The sequence below is a fragment of the Streptomyces sp. NPDC059008 genome, from assembly GCF_042749045.1.
In the GTDB taxonomy this organism is placed as follows: domain Bacteria; phylum Actinomycetota; class Actinomycetes; order Streptomycetales; family Streptomycetaceae; genus Streptomyces.
On record NZ_JBHYJC010000032.1, the window covers coordinates 70,281 to 86,334 of the forward strand.

Annotated in this window: 15 protein-coding genes; 8 read left to right on the plus strand and 7 right to left on the minus strand. The window is 70.7% G+C overall.

The annotated features are described in order from the left end of the window. Positions 1–2: 2 nt before the first annotated feature. The 3 genes from ACFWZH_RS29035 to ACFWZH_RS29045 form a co-directional block, all read right to left on the minus strand. Positions 3–842 carry a phosphatase PAP2 family protein gene (locus ACFWZH_RS29035; RefSeq protein WP_384437561.1) on the minus strand — a complete coding sequence of 280 codons (840 nt, stop codon included), beginning with the start codon at positions 840–842 and terminating at the stop codon, positions 3–5. 119 nt (positions 843–961) lie between these two features. Beyond that, positions 962–2,011 carry a LacI family DNA-binding transcriptional regulator gene (locus ACFWZH_RS29040; RefSeq protein WP_384437564.1) on the minus strand — a complete coding sequence of 350 codons (1,050 nt, stop codon included), beginning with the start codon at positions 2,009–2,011 and terminating at the stop codon, positions 962–964. Positions 2,012–2,035: 24 nt separating this feature from the next. Continuing rightward, positions 2,036–3,655: an alpha-amylase family glycosyl hydrolase gene (locus ACFWZH_RS29045; RefSeq protein WP_384437567.1), complete on the minus strand. Its 1,620-nt coding sequence runs from the start codon at positions 3,653–3,655 to the stop codon at positions 2,036–2,038. A gap of 224 nt (positions 3,656–3,879) precedes the next feature. Here ACFWZH_RS29045 and ACFWZH_RS29050 point away from each other — a divergent pair, with 224 nt between their 5' ends. From ACFWZH_RS29050 to ACFWZH_RS29070, 5 genes are read left to right on the plus strand one after another with little or no spacing between them, the layout of a single operon-like run. Beyond that, a complete protein-coding gene (locus ACFWZH_RS29050) occupies positions 3,880–5,157 on the plus strand; it encodes an extracellular solute-binding protein (RefSeq protein ID WP_384437570.1) in 1,278 nt (425 codons plus the stop codon). After that, positions 5,154–6,089: a carbohydrate ABC transporter permease gene (locus ACFWZH_RS29055; RefSeq protein WP_384437573.1), complete on the plus strand. Its 936-nt coding sequence runs from the start codon at positions 5,154–5,156 to the stop codon at positions 6,087–6,089. The genes ACFWZH_RS29050 and ACFWZH_RS29055 overlap by 4 nt, the downstream gene beginning before the upstream one ends. Positions 6,090–6,091: 2 nt before the next feature. Then, entirely contained in the window at positions 6,092–6,919 is an 828-nt protein-coding gene (locus ACFWZH_RS29060) for a sugar ABC transporter permease (RefSeq protein ID WP_384437576.1), read from the plus strand. A 1-nt stretch (position 6,920) separates the two neighbouring features. Continuing rightward, complete coding sequence (locus tag ACFWZH_RS29065; RefSeq protein WP_384437579.1) at positions 6,921–8,516, plus strand: glycoside hydrolase family 13 protein; 1,596 nt, start codon at positions 6,921–6,923, stop codon at positions 8,514–8,516. Beyond that, on the plus strand, positions 8,504–9,568 hold the full coding sequence (locus ACFWZH_RS29070) for a LacI family DNA-binding transcriptional regulator (RefSeq protein WP_384437582.1): 1,065 nt from the start codon (positions 8,504–8,506) through the stop codon (positions 9,566–9,568). The genes ACFWZH_RS29065 and ACFWZH_RS29070 overlap by 13 nt, the downstream gene beginning before the upstream one ends. Positions 9,569–9,571: 3 nt before the next feature. On the opposite strand, the gene ACFWZH_RS29075 is transcribed toward ACFWZH_RS29070, so the two are convergent. Together ACFWZH_RS29075 and ACFWZH_RS29080 are read right to left on the minus strand one after the other, a co-directional pair. Next, positions 9,572–9,823: a DUF397 domain-containing protein gene (locus ACFWZH_RS29075; RefSeq protein WP_384437585.1), complete on the minus strand. Its 252-nt coding sequence runs from the start codon at positions 9,821–9,823 to the stop codon at positions 9,572–9,574. After that, positions 9,820–10,662: a Scr1 family TA system antitoxin-like transcriptional regulator gene (locus tag ACFWZH_RS29080; protein WP_384437588.1), complete on the minus strand. Its 843-nt coding sequence runs from the start codon at positions 10,660–10,662 to the stop codon at positions 9,820–9,822. The genes ACFWZH_RS29075 and ACFWZH_RS29080 overlap by 4 nt, the downstream gene beginning before the upstream one ends. Before the next feature lie 152 nt (positions 10,663–10,814). On the opposite strand from ACFWZH_RS29080, the gene ACFWZH_RS29085 reads away from it, so the two are divergent. Next, positions 10,815–11,267, plus strand: coding sequence for an ATP-binding protein (locus tag ACFWZH_RS29085; protein ID WP_384437591.1), 453 nt, complete (start codon positions 10,815–10,817; stop codon positions 11,265–11,267). A gap of 23 nt (positions 11,268–11,290) precedes the next feature. On the opposite strand, the gene ACFWZH_RS29090 is transcribed toward ACFWZH_RS29085, so the two are convergent. Then, on the minus strand, positions 11,291–12,154 hold the full coding sequence (locus ACFWZH_RS29090) for an SAM-dependent methyltransferase (protein WP_384437594.1): 864 nt from the start codon (positions 12,152–12,154) through the stop codon (positions 11,291–11,293). A 245-nt stretch (positions 12,155–12,399) separates the two neighbouring features. Between ACFWZH_RS29090 and pulA the strand changes: the two genes are divergently transcribed. Further along, a complete protein-coding gene (gene pulA, locus ACFWZH_RS29095; protein WP_384437597.1) occupies positions 12,400–15,054 on the plus strand; it encodes a pullulanase-type alpha-1,6-glucosidase in 2,655 nt (884 codons plus the stop codon). A gap of 97 nt (positions 15,055–15,151) precedes the next feature. Beyond that, positions 15,152–15,376: a hypothetical protein gene (locus ACFWZH_RS29100; protein WP_384437600.1), complete on the plus strand. Its 225-nt coding sequence runs from the start codon at positions 15,152–15,154 to the stop codon at positions 15,374–15,376. A 19-nt stretch (positions 15,377–15,395) separates the two neighbouring features. On the opposite strand, the gene ACFWZH_RS29105 is transcribed toward ACFWZH_RS29100, so the two are convergent. Continuing rightward, entirely contained in the window at positions 15,396–15,914 is a 519-nt protein-coding gene (locus ACFWZH_RS29105) for a GNAT family N-acetyltransferase (protein ID WP_384437603.1), read from the minus strand. Positions 15,915–16,054 lie beyond the last annotated feature (140 nt).

A 16,054-nucleotide genomic window follows, 5' to 3' on the forward strand; every position in this document is an offset into this window, starting at 1 on the left:
CCTCAGACCACCGCCGGCGCGAGCCGCGCCAGCCGGTGCGGCAGCGTCCGGTACCAGACGCCCGCCAGCGCGAACCCGAAGCTCAGGCAGAGCACCCCGCCGACCGCGTCCAGCCAGAAGTGGTTCGCCGTGGAGACGATGACCAGCAGCGTCGTCGTCGGGTAGAGCAGCCCGAGCGCCTTGGCCCACACCGGCTTGGCCAGCAGCGCGATGATGATGCCGCACCACAGCGACCAGCCGATGTGCATCGACGGCATCGCCGCGTACTGGTTGGACATCGAGGCGAGGTTGCCGGACGCCATCGAGCCCCAGGTGCCGTGGTCGATCAGGGTGTCGACGAAGCCGCCGTCCGGCATCAGCCGGGGCGGCGCCAGCGGGTAGAAGTAGTAGCCGATCAGGGCGACGCCGGTGGTGGCGAACAGCGCCAGCCGGGCCGCGGCATAGCGGCCGGGATGCCAGCGGTAGAGCCACACCAGCACGCCGATCGTCACGATGAAGTGCAGCGTCGCGTAGTAGTAGTTCATCGACACGATCAGCCAGGTCACCGAGTCCACCGCATGATTGACGGTGTGCTCGACGGCGATGCCCAGCGAGTGCTCCGCCTGCCAGATCCAGTCGGCGTTCTTCAGCGCCTTCGCCTTCTGCTCCGGCACCGCGTTGCGGATCATCGAGTAGATCCAGTAACTGACCGCGATCAGCAGGACCTCGAACCAGAGCCGGGGTGTGCGGGGGGAGCGCAGACGGGCCAGTCGGCCCGCTTCCGCTGGTCGGTCCGTACGGTCCCCGGTGAGTGGCGGGGTGGTCGACGGGCCGTCCAGAATCCTCGTATTCGCTTCACCCATAGGCAGACAGTTTGCCAGAAAGGGGCGTGTCGCCGATCATCCTTCGGGCGGGTATTCGATCGTTTGTATCGGTCTTGAGGGGGAGCCGGAACCCCGGTACTTCTGGGGGACACGCCCCGTCAGGTGGCGCGCAGCGGCCTGGGGATCCGGGCGGTCTTCGGCGCCGAGGCGGTCGAGCCGCGGACCACCAGCTCGGGGTGGAAGACGAACTCGCTGTGCGGCGCCGGGGTGCCGCCGACCTCCTCCAGGAGCGCGCGGACCGCGGCCTGCCCCATGGCCGTGACCGGCTGCCGGATCGTGGTCAGCGGCGGGTCGGTGAAGGCGATGAGCGGGGAGTCGTCGAAGCCGACCACGGAGATCTCCCGCGGGACGTCCAGCCCGCACTGCCGGGCCGCGCGGATCGCGCCGAGCGCCATCATGTCGCTGGCGCAGACGATGGCGGTGGCGCCCCGCTCGATCAGCGCGCTCGCCGCGGCCTGCCCGCCCTCCAGGGTGTAGAGGGAGTGCTGGATGTACGGCTCCGCCTCGGCCGGGCCGATCTGCAGCCGCTCCTGCATGGCGCGCACGAAGCCCTCGATCTTGCGCTGGACGGGCACGAACCGCTTGGGGCCGAGCGCCAGCCCGATCCGCCGGTGGCCCAGCGCGCCGAGGTGGGTGACGGCCAGATCGACCGCGGCCCGGTCGTCGGGGGAGACGAACGGCGCCTGCACCTTGTCGGAGAAGCCGTTGATGAGCACGAAGGGCACGCCCTGGCCGCGCAGCTGCTCGTAGCGCTGCATGTCGGCGGAGGTGTCGGCGTGCAGTCCGGAGACGAAGATGATGCCGGCCACCCCGCGGTCGACCAGCATCTCGGTCAGCTCGTCCTCCGTGGAGCCGCCCGGGGTCTGGGTGGCGAGGACCGGCGTGTACCCCTGGCGGGTCAGCGCCTGCCCGATGACCTGGGCGAAGGCCGGGAAGATCGGGTTCTCCAGCTCCGGGGTGATCAGTCCGACCAGGCCCGCACTGCGCTGCCGCAGCCGTACCGGGCGTTCGTAGCCCAGCACGTCGAGGGCGGCCAGCACGGACTGGCGGGTGGTGGCGGAGACACCGGGCTTCCCGTTGAGAACCCGGCTGACGGTGGCCTCGCTGACACCCGCCTGCGCTGCGATGTCGGCCAGCCGGGCGGTCATGGAGGGGACCTTACCGTCCGGCTGTCAGATTGCCCACCAGGTGCAGCTGTCGCCGGGGAGCACGGCCGACGCGCCGTTGACGGTCACCGGTGCGCTGGAGAGCAGCGGCGTTCCGGAGGGCGGCAGTTCGACGTCGTGACCCAGCGTGTTGACCGTGCAGAGCAGACCGGGGCGGGTGAAGGCGAGGACGCCCGCGGGGGCCGGCTGCCAGCTCAGCTCCCCGTCGCCCAGGCCCGGCAGCCGGCGCCGCAGGCCGAGGGCGGTGCGGTAGAGCTCCAAGGTGGAGGCGGGGTCGCCCGTCTGTGCCTGGACGGTGAGCGGGGCCCAGTCGGCGGGCTGGGGCAGCCAGCTGCCGCCGTCGCCGAAGCCGTACGGGGGCGCCTGGCCGGACCAGGGCATGGGCACCCGGCACCCGTCCCGGAAGCCGTCCTGGCCGCTGGTCTGGGCAGCCTGGCCGCGGAAGAACGCCGGGTCCTGGCGTGCCTCGTCGGGCAGGTCGACGACCTCGGGCAGGCCCAGCTCCTCGCCCTGGTAGAGGTACGCGGAGCCGGGCAGCGCCAGCATCAGCAGGGTGGCGGCGCGGGCGCGGTCCACGCTGCCGCCGAGGCGGGTGGTGTGCCGGACGACGTCGTGGTTGGACAGCACCCAGGTCGTCGGGGCGCCGACCGAGGCGGTGGCGGCGAGCGAGGCGTCGATGACCGAGCGCAGCGCGTCGGCCTGCCAGGGTGCGTTGAGGAACTGGAAGTTGAAGGCCTGGTGGAGTTCGTCCGGGCGGACGTAGAGGGCCAGTCGCTCGGCGGTGGGGGCCCAGGCCTCGGCGACGCCGATCACCTGCTTGCCGTGGGCGTCGCCGTATCCGTCCAGCAGCCGGCGCCAGGAGCGGTGGATGGCGTGCACCCCGTCCTGGTCGAAGAACGGCAGCACCTGGGTGCCGATCAGTTTGGCCTGCTGGCCGTGGCCGATGTCGGGCAGGCCGGGCGCCTTGACCATGCCGTGGGCGACGTCGACGCGGAAGCCGTCCACGCCGAGGTCGAGCCAGAAGCGCATGACGGCCTCGAACTCGGCGTGCACGTCCGGGTTGTCCCAGTCCAGGTCGGGTTGCTCCGGAGCGAAGAGGTGCAGGTACCAGTCGCCGCGTTCGGTGCGGGTCCAGGCCGGGCCGCCGAAGACCGACTCCCAGTCGTTGGGCGGCAGCTCGCCGTTCTCCCCCTTGCCGGGGCGGAAGAGGTAGCGCTGTCGGGCGAGTTCGGGGTCCTGGAACCACGGGTGCCGGTCGGAGGTGTGGTTGGGCACGATGTCGACGATCACCCGCAGGTCGAGGTCGTGGGCGGTGCGCAGCAGGTCGTCGGCGTCCTGGAGGGAGCCGAAGAGCGGGTCGACGGCGCGGTAGTCGGCGACGTCGTAGCCGCCGTCGGCCTGCGGTGAGGCGTAGAACGGCGTCAGCCAGACGGCGTCCACGCCCAGGTCCTTGAGGTACGGCAGCCGTTCGCGGACCCCGCGCAGATCGCCGACGCCGTCGCCGTCGCTGTCGGCGAAGGAGCGGACGTACACCTGGTAGATGACGGCGTCGCGCCACCAGCTGGGACCTCGGCCCGGTCCGGCGGCCTGGGGGGCGGGGCTGGGGGAAGTGAGCTCCTGGGTCATCTGCCGTCCCTGTCGAGGTCAAGAGGCGTGTGGTGCCGTTACGGAGTCAACGCTCGGGCGGGCGCGGGGTGACGTGCCACGACCTCCTCAAGGGTCCCGTTCCGGGCATCCCGCTGCAATCCCTTCCAGCAATCTTGCAGCAATTTGCCGCAAGGTCTTTCGATTTGTTTGCAGCGCTGTTACGTTCCTGACCGCCATCTGAGGCATTTCCCTAAGGAGTTCACATGCGGCGTGGCATAAGGGGCATCACGGCCAGCGCGCTGGTAGCGGGCCTGGCGCTGGCGGCAACGGCATGCGGTGGCGGAGGTGACGGCGAAAACAGCAGCAGCGGGGGCGAACTGTCGGGAACCGTTACCTTCTGGGACACCTCCAACGACGCCGAGAAGGCGACCTACCGCAAGCTTGCCGAGGGCTTCCAGAAGGAGCACCCGAAGGTCCACGTCAAGTATGTGAACGTCCCGTTCGGCGATGCCAACGCCAAGTTCAAGAACGCGGCCGGCGGCAACTCCGGCGCCCCCGACGTGATGCGCACCGAGGTCGCCTGGACCGCCGACTTCGCCAACCTCGGCTACCTCGCCCCGCTCGACGGCACCCCCGCCCTCGACAAGACCGACGACTACCTCCCCCAGGCCCTCGGCTCCACCAAGTTCAAGGGCAAGACCTACGCCGCACCCCAGGTCATCGACACCCTCGGCCTCTTCTACAACAAGAAGCTGCTCAAGGACGCCGGTGTCGAGGTGCCCAAGACCTTCGACGAGCTGGCCGGCGCCGCCAAGAAGATCAAGTCCAAGACCGGCGCCACCGCCCTCTACCTGCGCGGCGACGACCCCTACTGGTTCCTGCCCTACCTCTACGGCGAGGGCGGCGACCTGGTCGACGCCCGCGACAAGGCCGTCAAGGTCGACGACGGCGCCGGCGTGAAGGCCTTCAAGACCCTCAAGAGCCTGGTGGACTCCAAGGCCGCGGTCACCGATGCCACCGACGGCCAGGAGAACCAGCTCAAGGCCCTCAAGGACGGCACCGTCGCGATGGCCGTCGACGGCCCCTGGGACATCGAGGGCGCCCGCGCCGGCAAGGCCTTCAAGGACAAGGACAACCTCGGCGTCGCCCCCGTCCCCGGCGGCAGCAGCGCCCAGGGCTCCCCGCAGGGCGGCTGGAACCTCTCGGTCTACGCCGGCAGCAAGAACCTCCAGGCCTCCTACGCCTTCGTGAAGTACATGAGCTCGGCCAAGGTCCAGCAGCAGACCACCGAGCAGCTCAGCCTGCTGCCGACCCGCAAGTCCGTATACGACGTACCGGCCGTCAAGAACAACGAAATGGTCAAGTTCTTCAAGCCGGCCGTCGACGGCGCCGTCCAGCGCCCCTGGATCGCCGAGGGCAACTCCCTCTTCGAGCCGATCAAGGTCCAGATGAACAAGGTGCTCACCGGCGCCGCCACGCCCGAGCAGGCCGCCAAGGCGACCGGCGACGCCTACCGGAAGCTGCTCAAGGACTACAAGTGACCCTTGCTGTACGGGTGCGCCGGACGCTCGGCACTCACTGGTACGCATGGACGATGGTCGCCCCGGTGCTACTCGTCATCGGGGTGATCATCGGCTATCCGCTGGTGCGCGGCGTCTTCCTGTCGCTCACCGACGCCAATGAGGCCAACGTCGAGCGGAACATCGGCGTCAACCACATCCCCGCGACCTACAAGTTCACCGGCCTGGACAACTACCGGGCGGTGCTCTCCGACGGCGTCTTCTGGGACCGCCTCGGCTGGACCGCCCTGTGGACCGTCGCCTGCGTGGGCGTCACCTTCCTGATCGGCCTCACGCTCGCGAACATGCTCAACCGCACGCTGCGCGGCCGCACCCTCTACCGCCTCGCGCTGATCCTGCCCTGGGCCGTCCCCGCGTTCATCTCCGTCTTCACCTGGCGGATGCTCTACAACGAGAAGAACGGCATCCTCAACAAGCTGCTGGCCGGCGGCGGCATCGACGCCGTCCCCTGGCTCAACGACCCCACCTGGGCCAAGCTCTCGGTCATCGCCGTCAACGTCTGGCTGGGCGTCCCCTTCATGCTCGTCGCCCTGCTCGGCGGCCTGCAGTCCATCCCGGCCGAGCTGTACGAGGCCGCGGAGATGGACGGCGCGAACGCCTGGCAGCGCTTTCGCCACATCACCCTTCCCGGGCTGCGCGCCGTCAGCAGCACGGTGATCCTGCTCTCCGCCATCTGGACCTTCAACATGTTCCCGGTGATCTTCCTGCTGACCCGGGGCGGCCCCGGCGACGCCACCGAAATCCTGGTGACCTACGCCTACCGGCTCTCCTTCGTCGACAGCCCCCGCAACTTCTCCGAGTCCGCGACCTGGGGCGTACTGATCCTGCTGCTGCTCTCGGCCGTCGCGGTCGTCTACCGCAGAGCGCTGCGCAAGCAGGGAGAGGTGTGGTGAGCATGCGTCACAAGAGAACCCCACTGGCCTCGGTCGGCCTGCACGCGGGCCTGATCGTCGCCGCCGTCGTGGCCGTCTTCCCGCCCCTCTGGCTGCTGATCACCTCCTTCAAACCCCGCAACGACGCCTTCTCCACCGGGCTCATATCCCACCCCACCCTCGCCAACTACACCCACGTACTGGCCGACACACAGTTCCTGACCTGGTTCGGCAACTCGGTGGTGATCGTCGGGCTGACCACCGTCCTCGGCGTGTTCATCGCCGCCACCACCGGCTACGCCGTCAGCCGCTTCCGCTTCCCCGGGATGCGCCCGCTGATGTGGCTGCTGCTGATCACCCAGATGTTCCCGGTCGCGGTCCTGATCGTGCCGCTGTACAACCTGCTGGCGAGCCTCGGCCTGCTCAACCAGCCGGCCGGCCTGGTCGTCACCTACCTGACCATCGCCGTGCCGTTCTGCGCCTGGATGATGAAGGGCTTCTTCGACACCATCCCGGTGGAGATCGACGAATCGGGCCGGGTCGACGGCCTCAACCCGTTCGGCACCTTCTGGCGGCTCGTCCTGCCGCTGGCCCGCCCCGGCCTCGCCGTCACCGGCTTCTACACCTTCGTCACCGCCTGGGCCGAGGTCGCCTACGCCTCCGCCTTCATGACCGGCGAGGAGAACCTCACGCTCGCCGGCGGGCTGCAGACCTTCGTCAACCAGTACACCAACGACTGGGGTTCGATGACCGCCGCCGCCGTGATCATCGCGGTACCGGCCGCGCTCGTCTTCGCCTTCGCCCAGCGCCACCTCGTCGCCGGACTGACCGCCGGCACCACAAAGGGATGACATGACCCCACAGCACGACGTCACTCCTGACCCCGCCACCACCGGCTGGTGGCGCGACGCGGTGATCTACCAGGTCTATCCGCGCAGCTTCGCCGACGGCAACGGCGACGGCATGGGCGACCTGGCGGGCATCCGCAGTCGGCTGCCCTACCTCAAGGACCTGGGCGTCGACGCCGTCTGGCTGAGCCCGTTCTACGCCTCGCCGCAGGCCGACGCCGGCTACGACGTCGCCGACTACCGCACCATCGACCCGATGTTCGGCACCCTCGCGGACGCCCAGGCGGTGATCGACGACGCCCACCGCCTCGGCCTGCGCATCATCGTCGACCTCGTCCCCAACCACTGCTCCGACCAGCACGAGTGGTTCCGCCGCGGACTGGCCGAGGGCCCCGGCTCCACGGCCCGCGAGCGCTTCCACTTCCGCAAGGGCCGCGGCGAGAACGGCGAGGAGCCGCCCAACGACTGGGAGTCCCTCTTCGGCGGCCCGGCCTGGACCCGGGTCCCCGACGGCGAGTGGTACCTCCACCTCTTCGCCCCCGAACAGCCCGACTTCAACTGGGACCACCCCGCCGTCCAGGACGAGTTCCGCTCCATCCTGCGCTTCTGGCTGGACCTGGGCGTCGACGGCTTCCGGGTGGACGTCGCCCACGGCCTGGTCAAGGCCCCCGGCCTGCCCGACATGGGCCGCGCCGACCAGCTCACCCTGCTCGGCACCCAGTCCCTGCCCTTCTTCGACCAGGACGGCGTGCACGCCATCTACCGCTCCTGGCGCACCGTCCTCGACGAGTACGCGGGCGAGCGGATAGCCGTCGCCGAGGCCTGGACCCCCACCGCCGAGCGCACCGCGCTCTACCTCCGTCCCGACGAGCTCCACCAGGCCTTCAACTTCCACTACCTCAACACCACATGGGACGCGAAGGAGCTGCGGGAGGCCATCGACGCCTCCCTGGACGCCATGCGCCCCGTCGGCGCTCCCACGACCTGGGTGCTGTCCAACCACGACGTGGTACGCCACCGCACCCGCCTCGGCGGCGGCCTGGACCGCGCCCGCGCGGCCACCCTGCTGATGCTGGCGCTGCCCGGCTCCGCGTACGTCTACCAGGGCGAGGAGCTGGGTCTGCCCGAGGTCGTCGACCTGCCCGACGAGGTCCGCCAGGACCCGTCCTTCTTCCGCGCCACCGGCCAGGACGGCCTCCGCGACGGCTGCCGGGTGCCGCTGCCCTGGTCCGGCCAGGCGGCGCCGTACGGCTTCGGCGACGGCGGCAGCTGGCTGCCCCAGCCCGCCGACTGGGCACCGCTCACCGTCCAGGCGCAGACCGGCGACCCCGCCTCCACCCTGGAGCTCTACCGCACCGCGCTGTCCCTCAGGCACAGCCACCCCGGCCTCGGAGCGGGCGACGCGGTCGAATGGCTGGACGCGCCCGACGGTGTCCTGGCCTTCCGGCGCCCCGGCGGACTGGTCTGCACGGCCAACACGACCGGGTCCCCGGCCCGGCTGCCCGCCCCCGGCCGCCCGCTCCTCTCCTCCGGTCAACTGCCCGTGGTGGACGGCGACTTCATCCTTCCCGCCGACACCACCGTCTGGTGGGAGGAGTGACCCAGCCCCCCGAGCACGCCACCCCCCGGCTCGCCGACATCGCCGCCCAGGCGGAGGTCAGCGAGGCGACCGTCAGCCGCGTGCTGAACGGCAAGGCGGGGGTGGCGGCGGGCACCCGGCGCCGGGTGCTCGCCGCGCTCGACGTCCTCGGCTACGAGCGCCCCTTACGGCTGCACCGCCGCAGCGCGGGCCTGGTCGGCCTGGTCATCCCGGAGCTGACCAACCCGATCTTCCCGGCCTTCGCCCAGATCATCGAGCAGTCCCTGGCCGGCCACGGCTATACGCCGGTGCTGTGCACCCAGATGCCCGGCGGCGCCACCGAGGACGAACTCGTCGAGCAACTGGAGGAACGCGGCGTCACCGGCATCGTCTTCCTCTCCGGTCTGCACGCCGACACCCGTGCCGACCCCGCCCGCTACGCCCGCCTCGCCTCCCGGGGCGTCCCGTTCGTCCTCATCAACGGCTACAACCCGCACATCGCCGCGCCGTTCGTCTCACCCGACGACGGCGCGGCGGCCCGGATGGCGGTACGCCACCTGGCCGAGCTGGGCCACGAGCGGATCGGGCTGGCCGTCGGCCCGGTCCGCTACGTCCCCTCCCACCGCAAGGCCGAGGGGTTCGTGGCGGCGCTGGGCGAGTCGTTCGGCCTGTCGAGGGGGCAGGCCGAACGGTTCGTCCAGCACACCCTGTTCAGCGTCGAGGGCGGTGACGCGGCGGCCGCGGCCCTCCTCGACGAGGGCTGCACCGGCATCGTCTGCGGCAGTGACCTGATGGCGCTGGGCGCCGTACGCGCGGCCCGCCGCCGGGGCCTGGACGTGCCCGCCCAGCTCTCCGTCGTCGGCTTCGACGACTCCCAGCTGATCGCCTTCACCGACCCGCCGCTGACCACCGTGCGCCAGCCGGTGCAGGCGATGGCGACCGCCGCCGTGGGCGCCCTGATCGAGGAGATCCACGACCGCGCACAGGGCCGGGAGAGCCCGGCCCGGCGCACCGAGTTCATCTTCCAGCCGGAGCTGGTCGTACGGGGATCGACGGGGCCGGCCCCGGGGTGACGGCTAGCCCTCCTGGGCGGCGTACGACACGAACGCCGCCCAGGCCTGGGCTGGGACGCTGAGCTGGGGTCCGCTCTTGTCCTTGGAGTCGCGGATGTGGATGGTGGTGGGGCAGGGGGCGATTTCTATGCAGTCGTCGCCTGAGTCGCCGCTGTAGCTGGACTTGCGCCAAGCGAGAGCGATCTCTATGCAGTCGTCGCCGTCGCCACCGCTGTAGGTGCTTTTGAACCAGGCCAGTTCGGGGGTGCTGCTCATAGCGCTCCTCGGATCTGCTTCAGCAGGCCCCGCGAGTCATTGGGGGTAAGAGCCTGCGAAAGCAGTCTTGCATACCGCATTTGGAGGACGCTCAGCTCTTTCGGGTCGGAAACGAACAGGCCACCGCGCTGCCCTTCGCAGTAGCCGAACCACTCGTTGTCAGGGGTTTCCAGCAGCCGCATGGGCCCGTCCAGACCGGCATGTTTCTCCTGCACAAGCGGCATAACCAGAATGTCTACGTTCCGGAGTTCGCAGATTTCGAGGACGTGGTCGATGACCTGCCTGGTGACATCCGCCCCACCCGTACGGCGCAGGAAGAGTTGCTCTTCCAGGATGAACCGGAACGCGGTGTTGGGCCGTTCGCGCAGCAGCCGTTGGCGCTCGGAACGTGCCGCCCACTGGACCTCGATCTGGTCGTCGTCCAGATGCGGAACCTGCTCCGTGAACAAAGTCCGCGCATACGCCTCCGTCTGTAACAGCCCAGGTACGAGTCGGCACTCGTACGTGTAGAGGCTGATCGCCTGCTTCTCCAGCTCCGCCCACTCGCGGAACCACCGGGCCAGCCCCGGCTGCTTCGACAGCCGCTTGGCGGCCTTCCGCAGGACTCCGTTCGCGCCGAGGGCCTCCTCGGACCGGTCGATGAACTTCCTCGACGGAAGGCGCCTGCCCTGCTCGACCGAGCCGATGTAGTGCACCGAGTACCGGATCACCGCCGCCAGGGCCTCCTGCGTGTACCCCGCGTTCTCGCGGAAGCCTTGATAGACCGCGCCGAAGGTCCGCAGACTGCCGGAGGGCTCGGGCCTGCCGCCGTCGTAGTGGTCGGTGCTGCTGTCTTCCATGTCGGGACTCCCGAGGTGACTGGTACTGACCCCGCAAGTCACCCATGGTGACGACTCGTTACTCGATCCGTCCACGTACTCGGCTCGTACAGTTTCCGAAGTACGAGTGGAGTTTCTGGTGTACGAGCGTGCTGACCAGCACCGTTGGCCGCATGCCAGCCCAAGCCACCGTCACCGCAGGTACGTTCGCGCAGCGCTTCAGCGCCACCCCGCGTGGGGCGCGCCTCGCCCGTCATCTGGCCGTTCAGCAGCTCGACGTATGGGGCTTCCCGTACGGCGGGGAGGTCTCGGACACCGTGGCCGTCATCGTCGGGGAGCTCGCCGCGAACGCGGCGACCCACGGACGGGTGCCCGGACGGGACTTCGAGCTGCGGCTCATGAGGCTGCCGGGCCCGTCCCGTCCGGGCACCCTGCGGATCGAGGTCGCCGACACCCGTACGGAGCGGCGGCCGCCGGCTCCCGGCTCGCTCGTGCCGCCCGCGCCCGACTCCGAGACCGGCCGTGGTCTGGTGCTCGTCGCCGCGCTGGCCACCTGCTGGACCGTGCTCGACCGGCTCTCGGTCGGCAAGATCGTCCGGGTGGACCTGGATCTCCCGGACCGGTGAGGAGAGGTGCCGGACGGTGCGGCTCAGGCGGCCGGGCGGCGGGCGTGGAAGATGCCCCAGCGCAGCAGGTTCCGACGGGTGATGTCCGTCCAGAGGGGGAGGTTGGCCAGCAGCTCGTCGACGTAGGCCGGGCTGATGACCTCGCGCAGTTCGGCCGCGCGCCGGTGGACCTCCTCGTCGAGGCGCGCGTAGTGGGTGGCGATGTCGGCGGTGCGGTCCTCGTAGGTGGCCTTCAGGCCGAGGCCCGACAGCAGCTCCAGATACCGGGACGGCGTCCCCAGGGTCGGCATGGAGAGGCGGGAGGTCGCGGGGCGTACGGCCTCCGGCGGGGTCTTCTCGTCCGTCATGATGTCCGAGAAGACCAGGGCGCCGCCCGGCTTCAGTACGCGGACGGCCTCGGTCAGCGCGCCTTGCTTGTCGGGCACGTGGCTGAGGACCTCCAGGGACCAGACGACGTCGAAGCGCTCCGCCTCGTAAGGCAGGTCGCCCAGGGAGCCGGTGACGACCTCGATCAGGCCGTCCAGGCCGCGCCGGGCGTTGGTCGCGCGGTGGCGCCGGTTGTGCTCCTCGCTGAGGTCGAGGGCGACGACGCGGCAGCCGAAGCGTTCGGCCAGCGCACGGGCGGAACCGCCGTATCCGGAGCCGAGGTCGAGGACGGTGGCGTGCGGTCCGAGCAGGTCGGCGGCCTTGTCCGCGGCGTGCTGGACGGTACGGCGCGAGGCGTCCGCGATCGCCTCGTGCGCGTCGGCGTAGATGCCGATGTGGATGTCCTCGCCGCCCCAGACGGTGTCGTAGAAGGCGTCGACGTCGGCGGTGTCGTAGTAGGTGCGGGTCGCGTCGTCGTGGTCCGGTGTGCTGCTGGTGTGGTTCCCGGGGTTGTTGATCATGGTGGGGGGATTCCCCGGACGGGCCGGGGTGATTCGTCCGTCTTGCGGGCGTAGGTGACTATGCGCCACCTGGACGCAGGGGCGAGAGGGTGAGCCTTGGTGCCGGTCCGACCGGCCGGGCGCGTAGGGCCCGTTGAGCTGTGGACCTCCGGCCGGCCGGACCGTTACTGCAGGAACGTAACACCCTTGCAATGTCTTGCGTAAGGTCTTGCAACAAGGAATCAGGGCGGATAGAACCATGGGCCATGTCCTCCCTCACCCGTCGGGCCGGCCGGCACCTGGCCGCCGCCCTGGCTCTGACCGTCGGCGCGGCGGCCCTGCTCGTCTCGTCCCCGCAGCCACCGGCCCAGGCGGCCCCGTCCGGCACGGACCAGGCTCTGGCGCAGTGGATCGACCGCGACACCGTGGTCTGGAAGGGCGCCGAACGCGCCGACGCGCAGCTGGAGTTCGGGGCGGGGGAGGGCGACCCGGCCGAGCATCGCATCCGGCTGACGCCCGGGACGCTCAGTCCGGCCGAGCGCGCCGCCCATCCCCATCTGACGGGGTATCCGGCCTTCACCGTCGACCCCCGCGACCAAGGCCGGGCCCGTACCGCGCTGCGCGGACGGCTCGTCGCCACCCAGCGCACGGCGGACGGGCGGCGCGCCACGACCGGGGTGCAGATACCCGGCGTCCTGGACGACCTCTACGGTGCCCGCGCCCAACACACCGCTCTGGGACCGGTCTTCCACCACGGACGCCCCACCCTCGCCGTCTGGGCGCCCACCGCCCGCACCGTCTCCCTCGAACTCGACGGCCGCACGGTCCCGATGCGGCGCGACGACAACAGCGGCGTCTGGCGGGCCCAGGGGCAGCGCGACTGGGTCGGCAAGCCCTACCGCTACCTCGTCACCGTCTGGGCGCCCAGCGTCGGCAAGACCGTCACCAACAAGGTCACCGACCCCTACTCCACCGCTCTGACCGCCGATTCGGGCCGCAGCCTCGTCGTCGACCTGGCTGACCCCGAGCTCGCCCCGAAGGGGTGGGCGGGGCTGCGCAAGCCCACCGCGGTGCCGCTGCGCCGGGCCCGCATCCAGGAGTTGCACCTGCGCGACTTCTCCGTCGAGGACCGCACCTCCCGCCACCCCGGCCAGTACCTCGCCTTCACCGACGCGCGGTCGGACGGCATGCGCCATCTGAAGTCCCTTGCCGCGGCCGGCACCTCCTACGTCCACCTGCTGCCGGTCTTCGACGGCGCGACCGTCCCCGAGCGGCGTGCCGACCAGGCCCGTCCCGGCTGCGACCTCACCGCGTACGCCCCCGACTCCGACCGCCAGCAGGAGTGCCTCGCCCGGTCCGCCGCCCGCGACGCCTACAACTGGGGCTACGACCCCCTGCACTACACCGTCCCCGAAGGGTCGTACGCCTCGGACCCGGACGGGGCGGCCCGCACCGTCGAGTTCCGCCGCATGGTGCAGGGGCTGAACGGCGCCGGACTGCGCACCGTCATGGACGTCGTCTACAACCACACCGCCGCGAGCGGCCAGGACCCGCACTCCGTCCTGGACCGCATCGTCCCCGGTTATTACCAGCGGCTGCTCGACGACGGCGGCGTGGCCACCTCGACCTGCTGCTCCGGCACCGCACCGGAGCACACCATGATGGGCAAGCTCGTGGTCGACTCCGTCGTCACCTGGGCCCGGCAGTACAAGATCGACGGCTTCCGCTTCGACCTCATGGGGCACCACCCCAAGGCCAACATCCTCGCCGTACGCAAGGCGCTGGACGCGCTGACCCCGGCGAAGGACGGCGTCGACGGCAAGCGGATCATCCTCTACGGCGAGGGCTGGAACTTCGGCGAGGCGGCGAACGACGCCCGGTTCGTCCAGGCCACACAGCGGAACATGGCCGGCACCGGCATCGCCACCTTCAGCGACCGGGCCCGCGACGCGGTGCGCGGCGGCGGCCCCTTCGACGCCGACCCCCGCGTCCAGGGCTTCGCCTCGGGCCTGTACACCGACCCCAACTCCTCCCCGGACAACGGAGACCCGACCGCCCAGCGGGCCCGTCTCCTGCACTACCAGGACCTCATCAAGGTCGGCCTCACCGGCAACCTCGCCGACTACACCTTCACCGACACCGCCGGCCGCCGCGTCAAGGGCTCCCAGATCGACTACAACGGCGCCCCGGCCGGCTACGCGGCCGACCCGGGCGACGCCCTCGCCTACGCCGACGCGCACGACAACGAGACCCTCTACGACGCGCTGGCCTACAAACTGCCGCCGGCGACCGGCGCCGCCGACCGCGCCCGCCTGCAAGTCCTCGCGCTGGCCACCGCAACCCTTTCGCAGGGTCCGGCCCTCTCCCAGGCCGGTTCGGACCTCCTGCGCTCCAAGTCCCTGGACCGCAACTCCTTCAACAGCGGCGACTGGTTCAACGCCCTGCACTGGAACTGCGCCGACGGCAACGGCTTCGGCCGCGGACTGCCCCCGGCCGCCGACAACAAGGACAAGTGGCCCTACGCCAGGTCCCTGCTGGCCGATCCCGCGCTCCGCCCCGGCTGCGCCGAGATCACCGGCGCCTCCGCGGCCTACCGCGACCTGCTCCGCATCCACGCCACCGAACCGGCCTTCGGCCTGCCCACCACGGCGGCGGTCCAGAAGGCACTGTCCTTCCCGCTCTCCGGAAAGGACGAGACCCCCGGCGTCATCACCATGCGCCTCGCCGACCTGGTGATCGTCTTCAACGCCACCCCCCACCAGCAGCACCAGACCCTCCCCGCGCTCGCCGGCCGGCCCTACGCCCTGCACCCCGTCCAGGCCCACGGCGCGGACCGCACCACCGCCACCGCCTCCTACGCCCCCGCCTCGGGCACCTTCACCGTCCCCGCCCGCACCGTCGCGGTCTTCACGCAGGGCTAGGGTCCGCAGCCGAGCCCGGCGAAAACGGATCGCGGTACGACGGCCGAGGCGCCACGATGGGCGTCGACCATAGAGGGCGATCAGGGGGTGTCGGCGAGTGCCGGGCGACGCACGGGGTTTTGTGTACGACGAGCTGGGAGACGGATCCGTGGTGGTACGCCACCACGGACGGCGGGCAGCGGTGTTGCGGGGCGGCCGGGCCGAGCAGTTCCTGCGGGAAGTGACCTCCGGCGACGCCCAGTTGGTGATGGCCCGATGGACGGGCAACTACCGGCGGGGCAACGAACGCGCGGCGCGTCAGCACCCGAGGAACGCCCGGTAGCGGCGCCGGGTGGCCCGGCTCAGCCGGCCAACCGCTTCTCCAGGAGGGTGACGGCGTACGGACTCCCGCCGCCGTTGTCCTTCTTGGACGACTGCTCGCCGACCACCGTGTACCCCGCGGCCTCGTAGTACGTCCGCAGCCGCGGATTGGACGAGACGCAGTCCAGCCGCGCCCACTGCCGCCCCGCCTCCGCGATCCGTCGCTCGCCGTGCGCCAGCATCGCCCGCCCGGTCCCGGCCGGCGCCCGTCCGCGGTCCACCATCAGCCGGTGCACATAACCCGCCTCCGGCGGCCGCGGCCCCCACGCGGGCTCGTCGCTCCACCACAGCTCGAAGGCGCCCGCTATCCCCCCGCCGGCCTCCGCGAGCCAGACCTCGCCGTCCGCCATACGCTGCCGGAAGTGCGCCTCGTCCTTCCCACCGGGCTTCCACTGGTCGATCCCCGACTCCTGCATCCAGCGAGCGGCGGCGTCGTACAAGGAGACCAGGACGGCCAGATCGGCCCCGGCGCGTGCGAGTCGAAACGTGATCTCGTTCATGGGCCGGATTCTGCCGCACCATGCTGGTTGCTCGCCGTTTCGCCTGCGGCGGGCGGTTGTTTGTCGGGTGCGGTGACAGCCCTACGGACTCCGTCCTACGGTCTGTCCCCTCCCGTGGGTGGGTGGAAAGAGCGGTCGGT

Coding starts and splice junctions, on each gene's coding strand:
- ACFWZH_RS29035 (WP_384437561.1), bottom strand. CDS start 842: ATGGGTGAAGCGAATACGAGGATTCTGGACGGCCCGTCGACCACCCCG.
- ACFWZH_RS29040 (WP_384437564.1), bottom strand. CDS start 2,011: ATGACCGCCCGGCTGGCCGACATCGCAGCGCAGGCGGGTGTCAGCGAG.
- ACFWZH_RS29045 (WP_384437567.1), bottom strand. CDS start 3,655: ATGACCCAGGAGCTCACTTCCCCCAGCCCCGCCCCCCAGGCCGCCGGA.
- ACFWZH_RS29050 (WP_384437570.1), top strand. CDS start 3,880: ATGCGGCGTGGCATAAGGGGCATCACGGCCAGCGCGCTGGTAGCGGGC.
- ACFWZH_RS29060 (WP_384437576.1), top strand. CDS start 6,092: ATGCGTCACAAGAGAACCCCACTGGCCTCGGTCGGCCTGCACGCGGGC.
- ACFWZH_RS29065 (WP_384437579.1), top strand. CDS start 6,921: ATGACCCCACAGCACGACGTCACTCCTGACCCCGCCACCACCGGCTGG.
- ACFWZH_RS29075 (WP_384437585.1), bottom strand. CDS start 9,823: ATGAGCAGCACCCCCGAACTGGCCTGGTTCAAAAGCACCTACAGCGGT.
- ACFWZH_RS29080 (WP_384437588.1), bottom strand. CDS start 10,662: ATGGAAGACAGCAGCACCGACCACTACGACGGCGGCAGGCCCGAGCCC.
- ACFWZH_RS29085 (WP_384437591.1), top strand. CDS start 10,815: ATGCCAGCCCAAGCCACCGTCACCGCAGGTACGTTCGCGCAGCGCTTC.
- ACFWZH_RS29090 (WP_384437594.1), bottom strand. CDS start 12,154: ATGATCAACAACCCCGGGAACCACACCAGCAGCACACCGGACCACGAC.
- pulA (WP_384437597.1), top strand. CDS start 12,400: ATGTCCTCCCTCACCCGTCGGGCCGGCCGGCACCTGGCCGCCGCCCTG.
- ACFWZH_RS29105 (WP_384437603.1), bottom strand. CDS start 15,914: ATGAACGAGATCACGTTTCGACTCGCACGCGCCGGGGCCGATCTGGCC.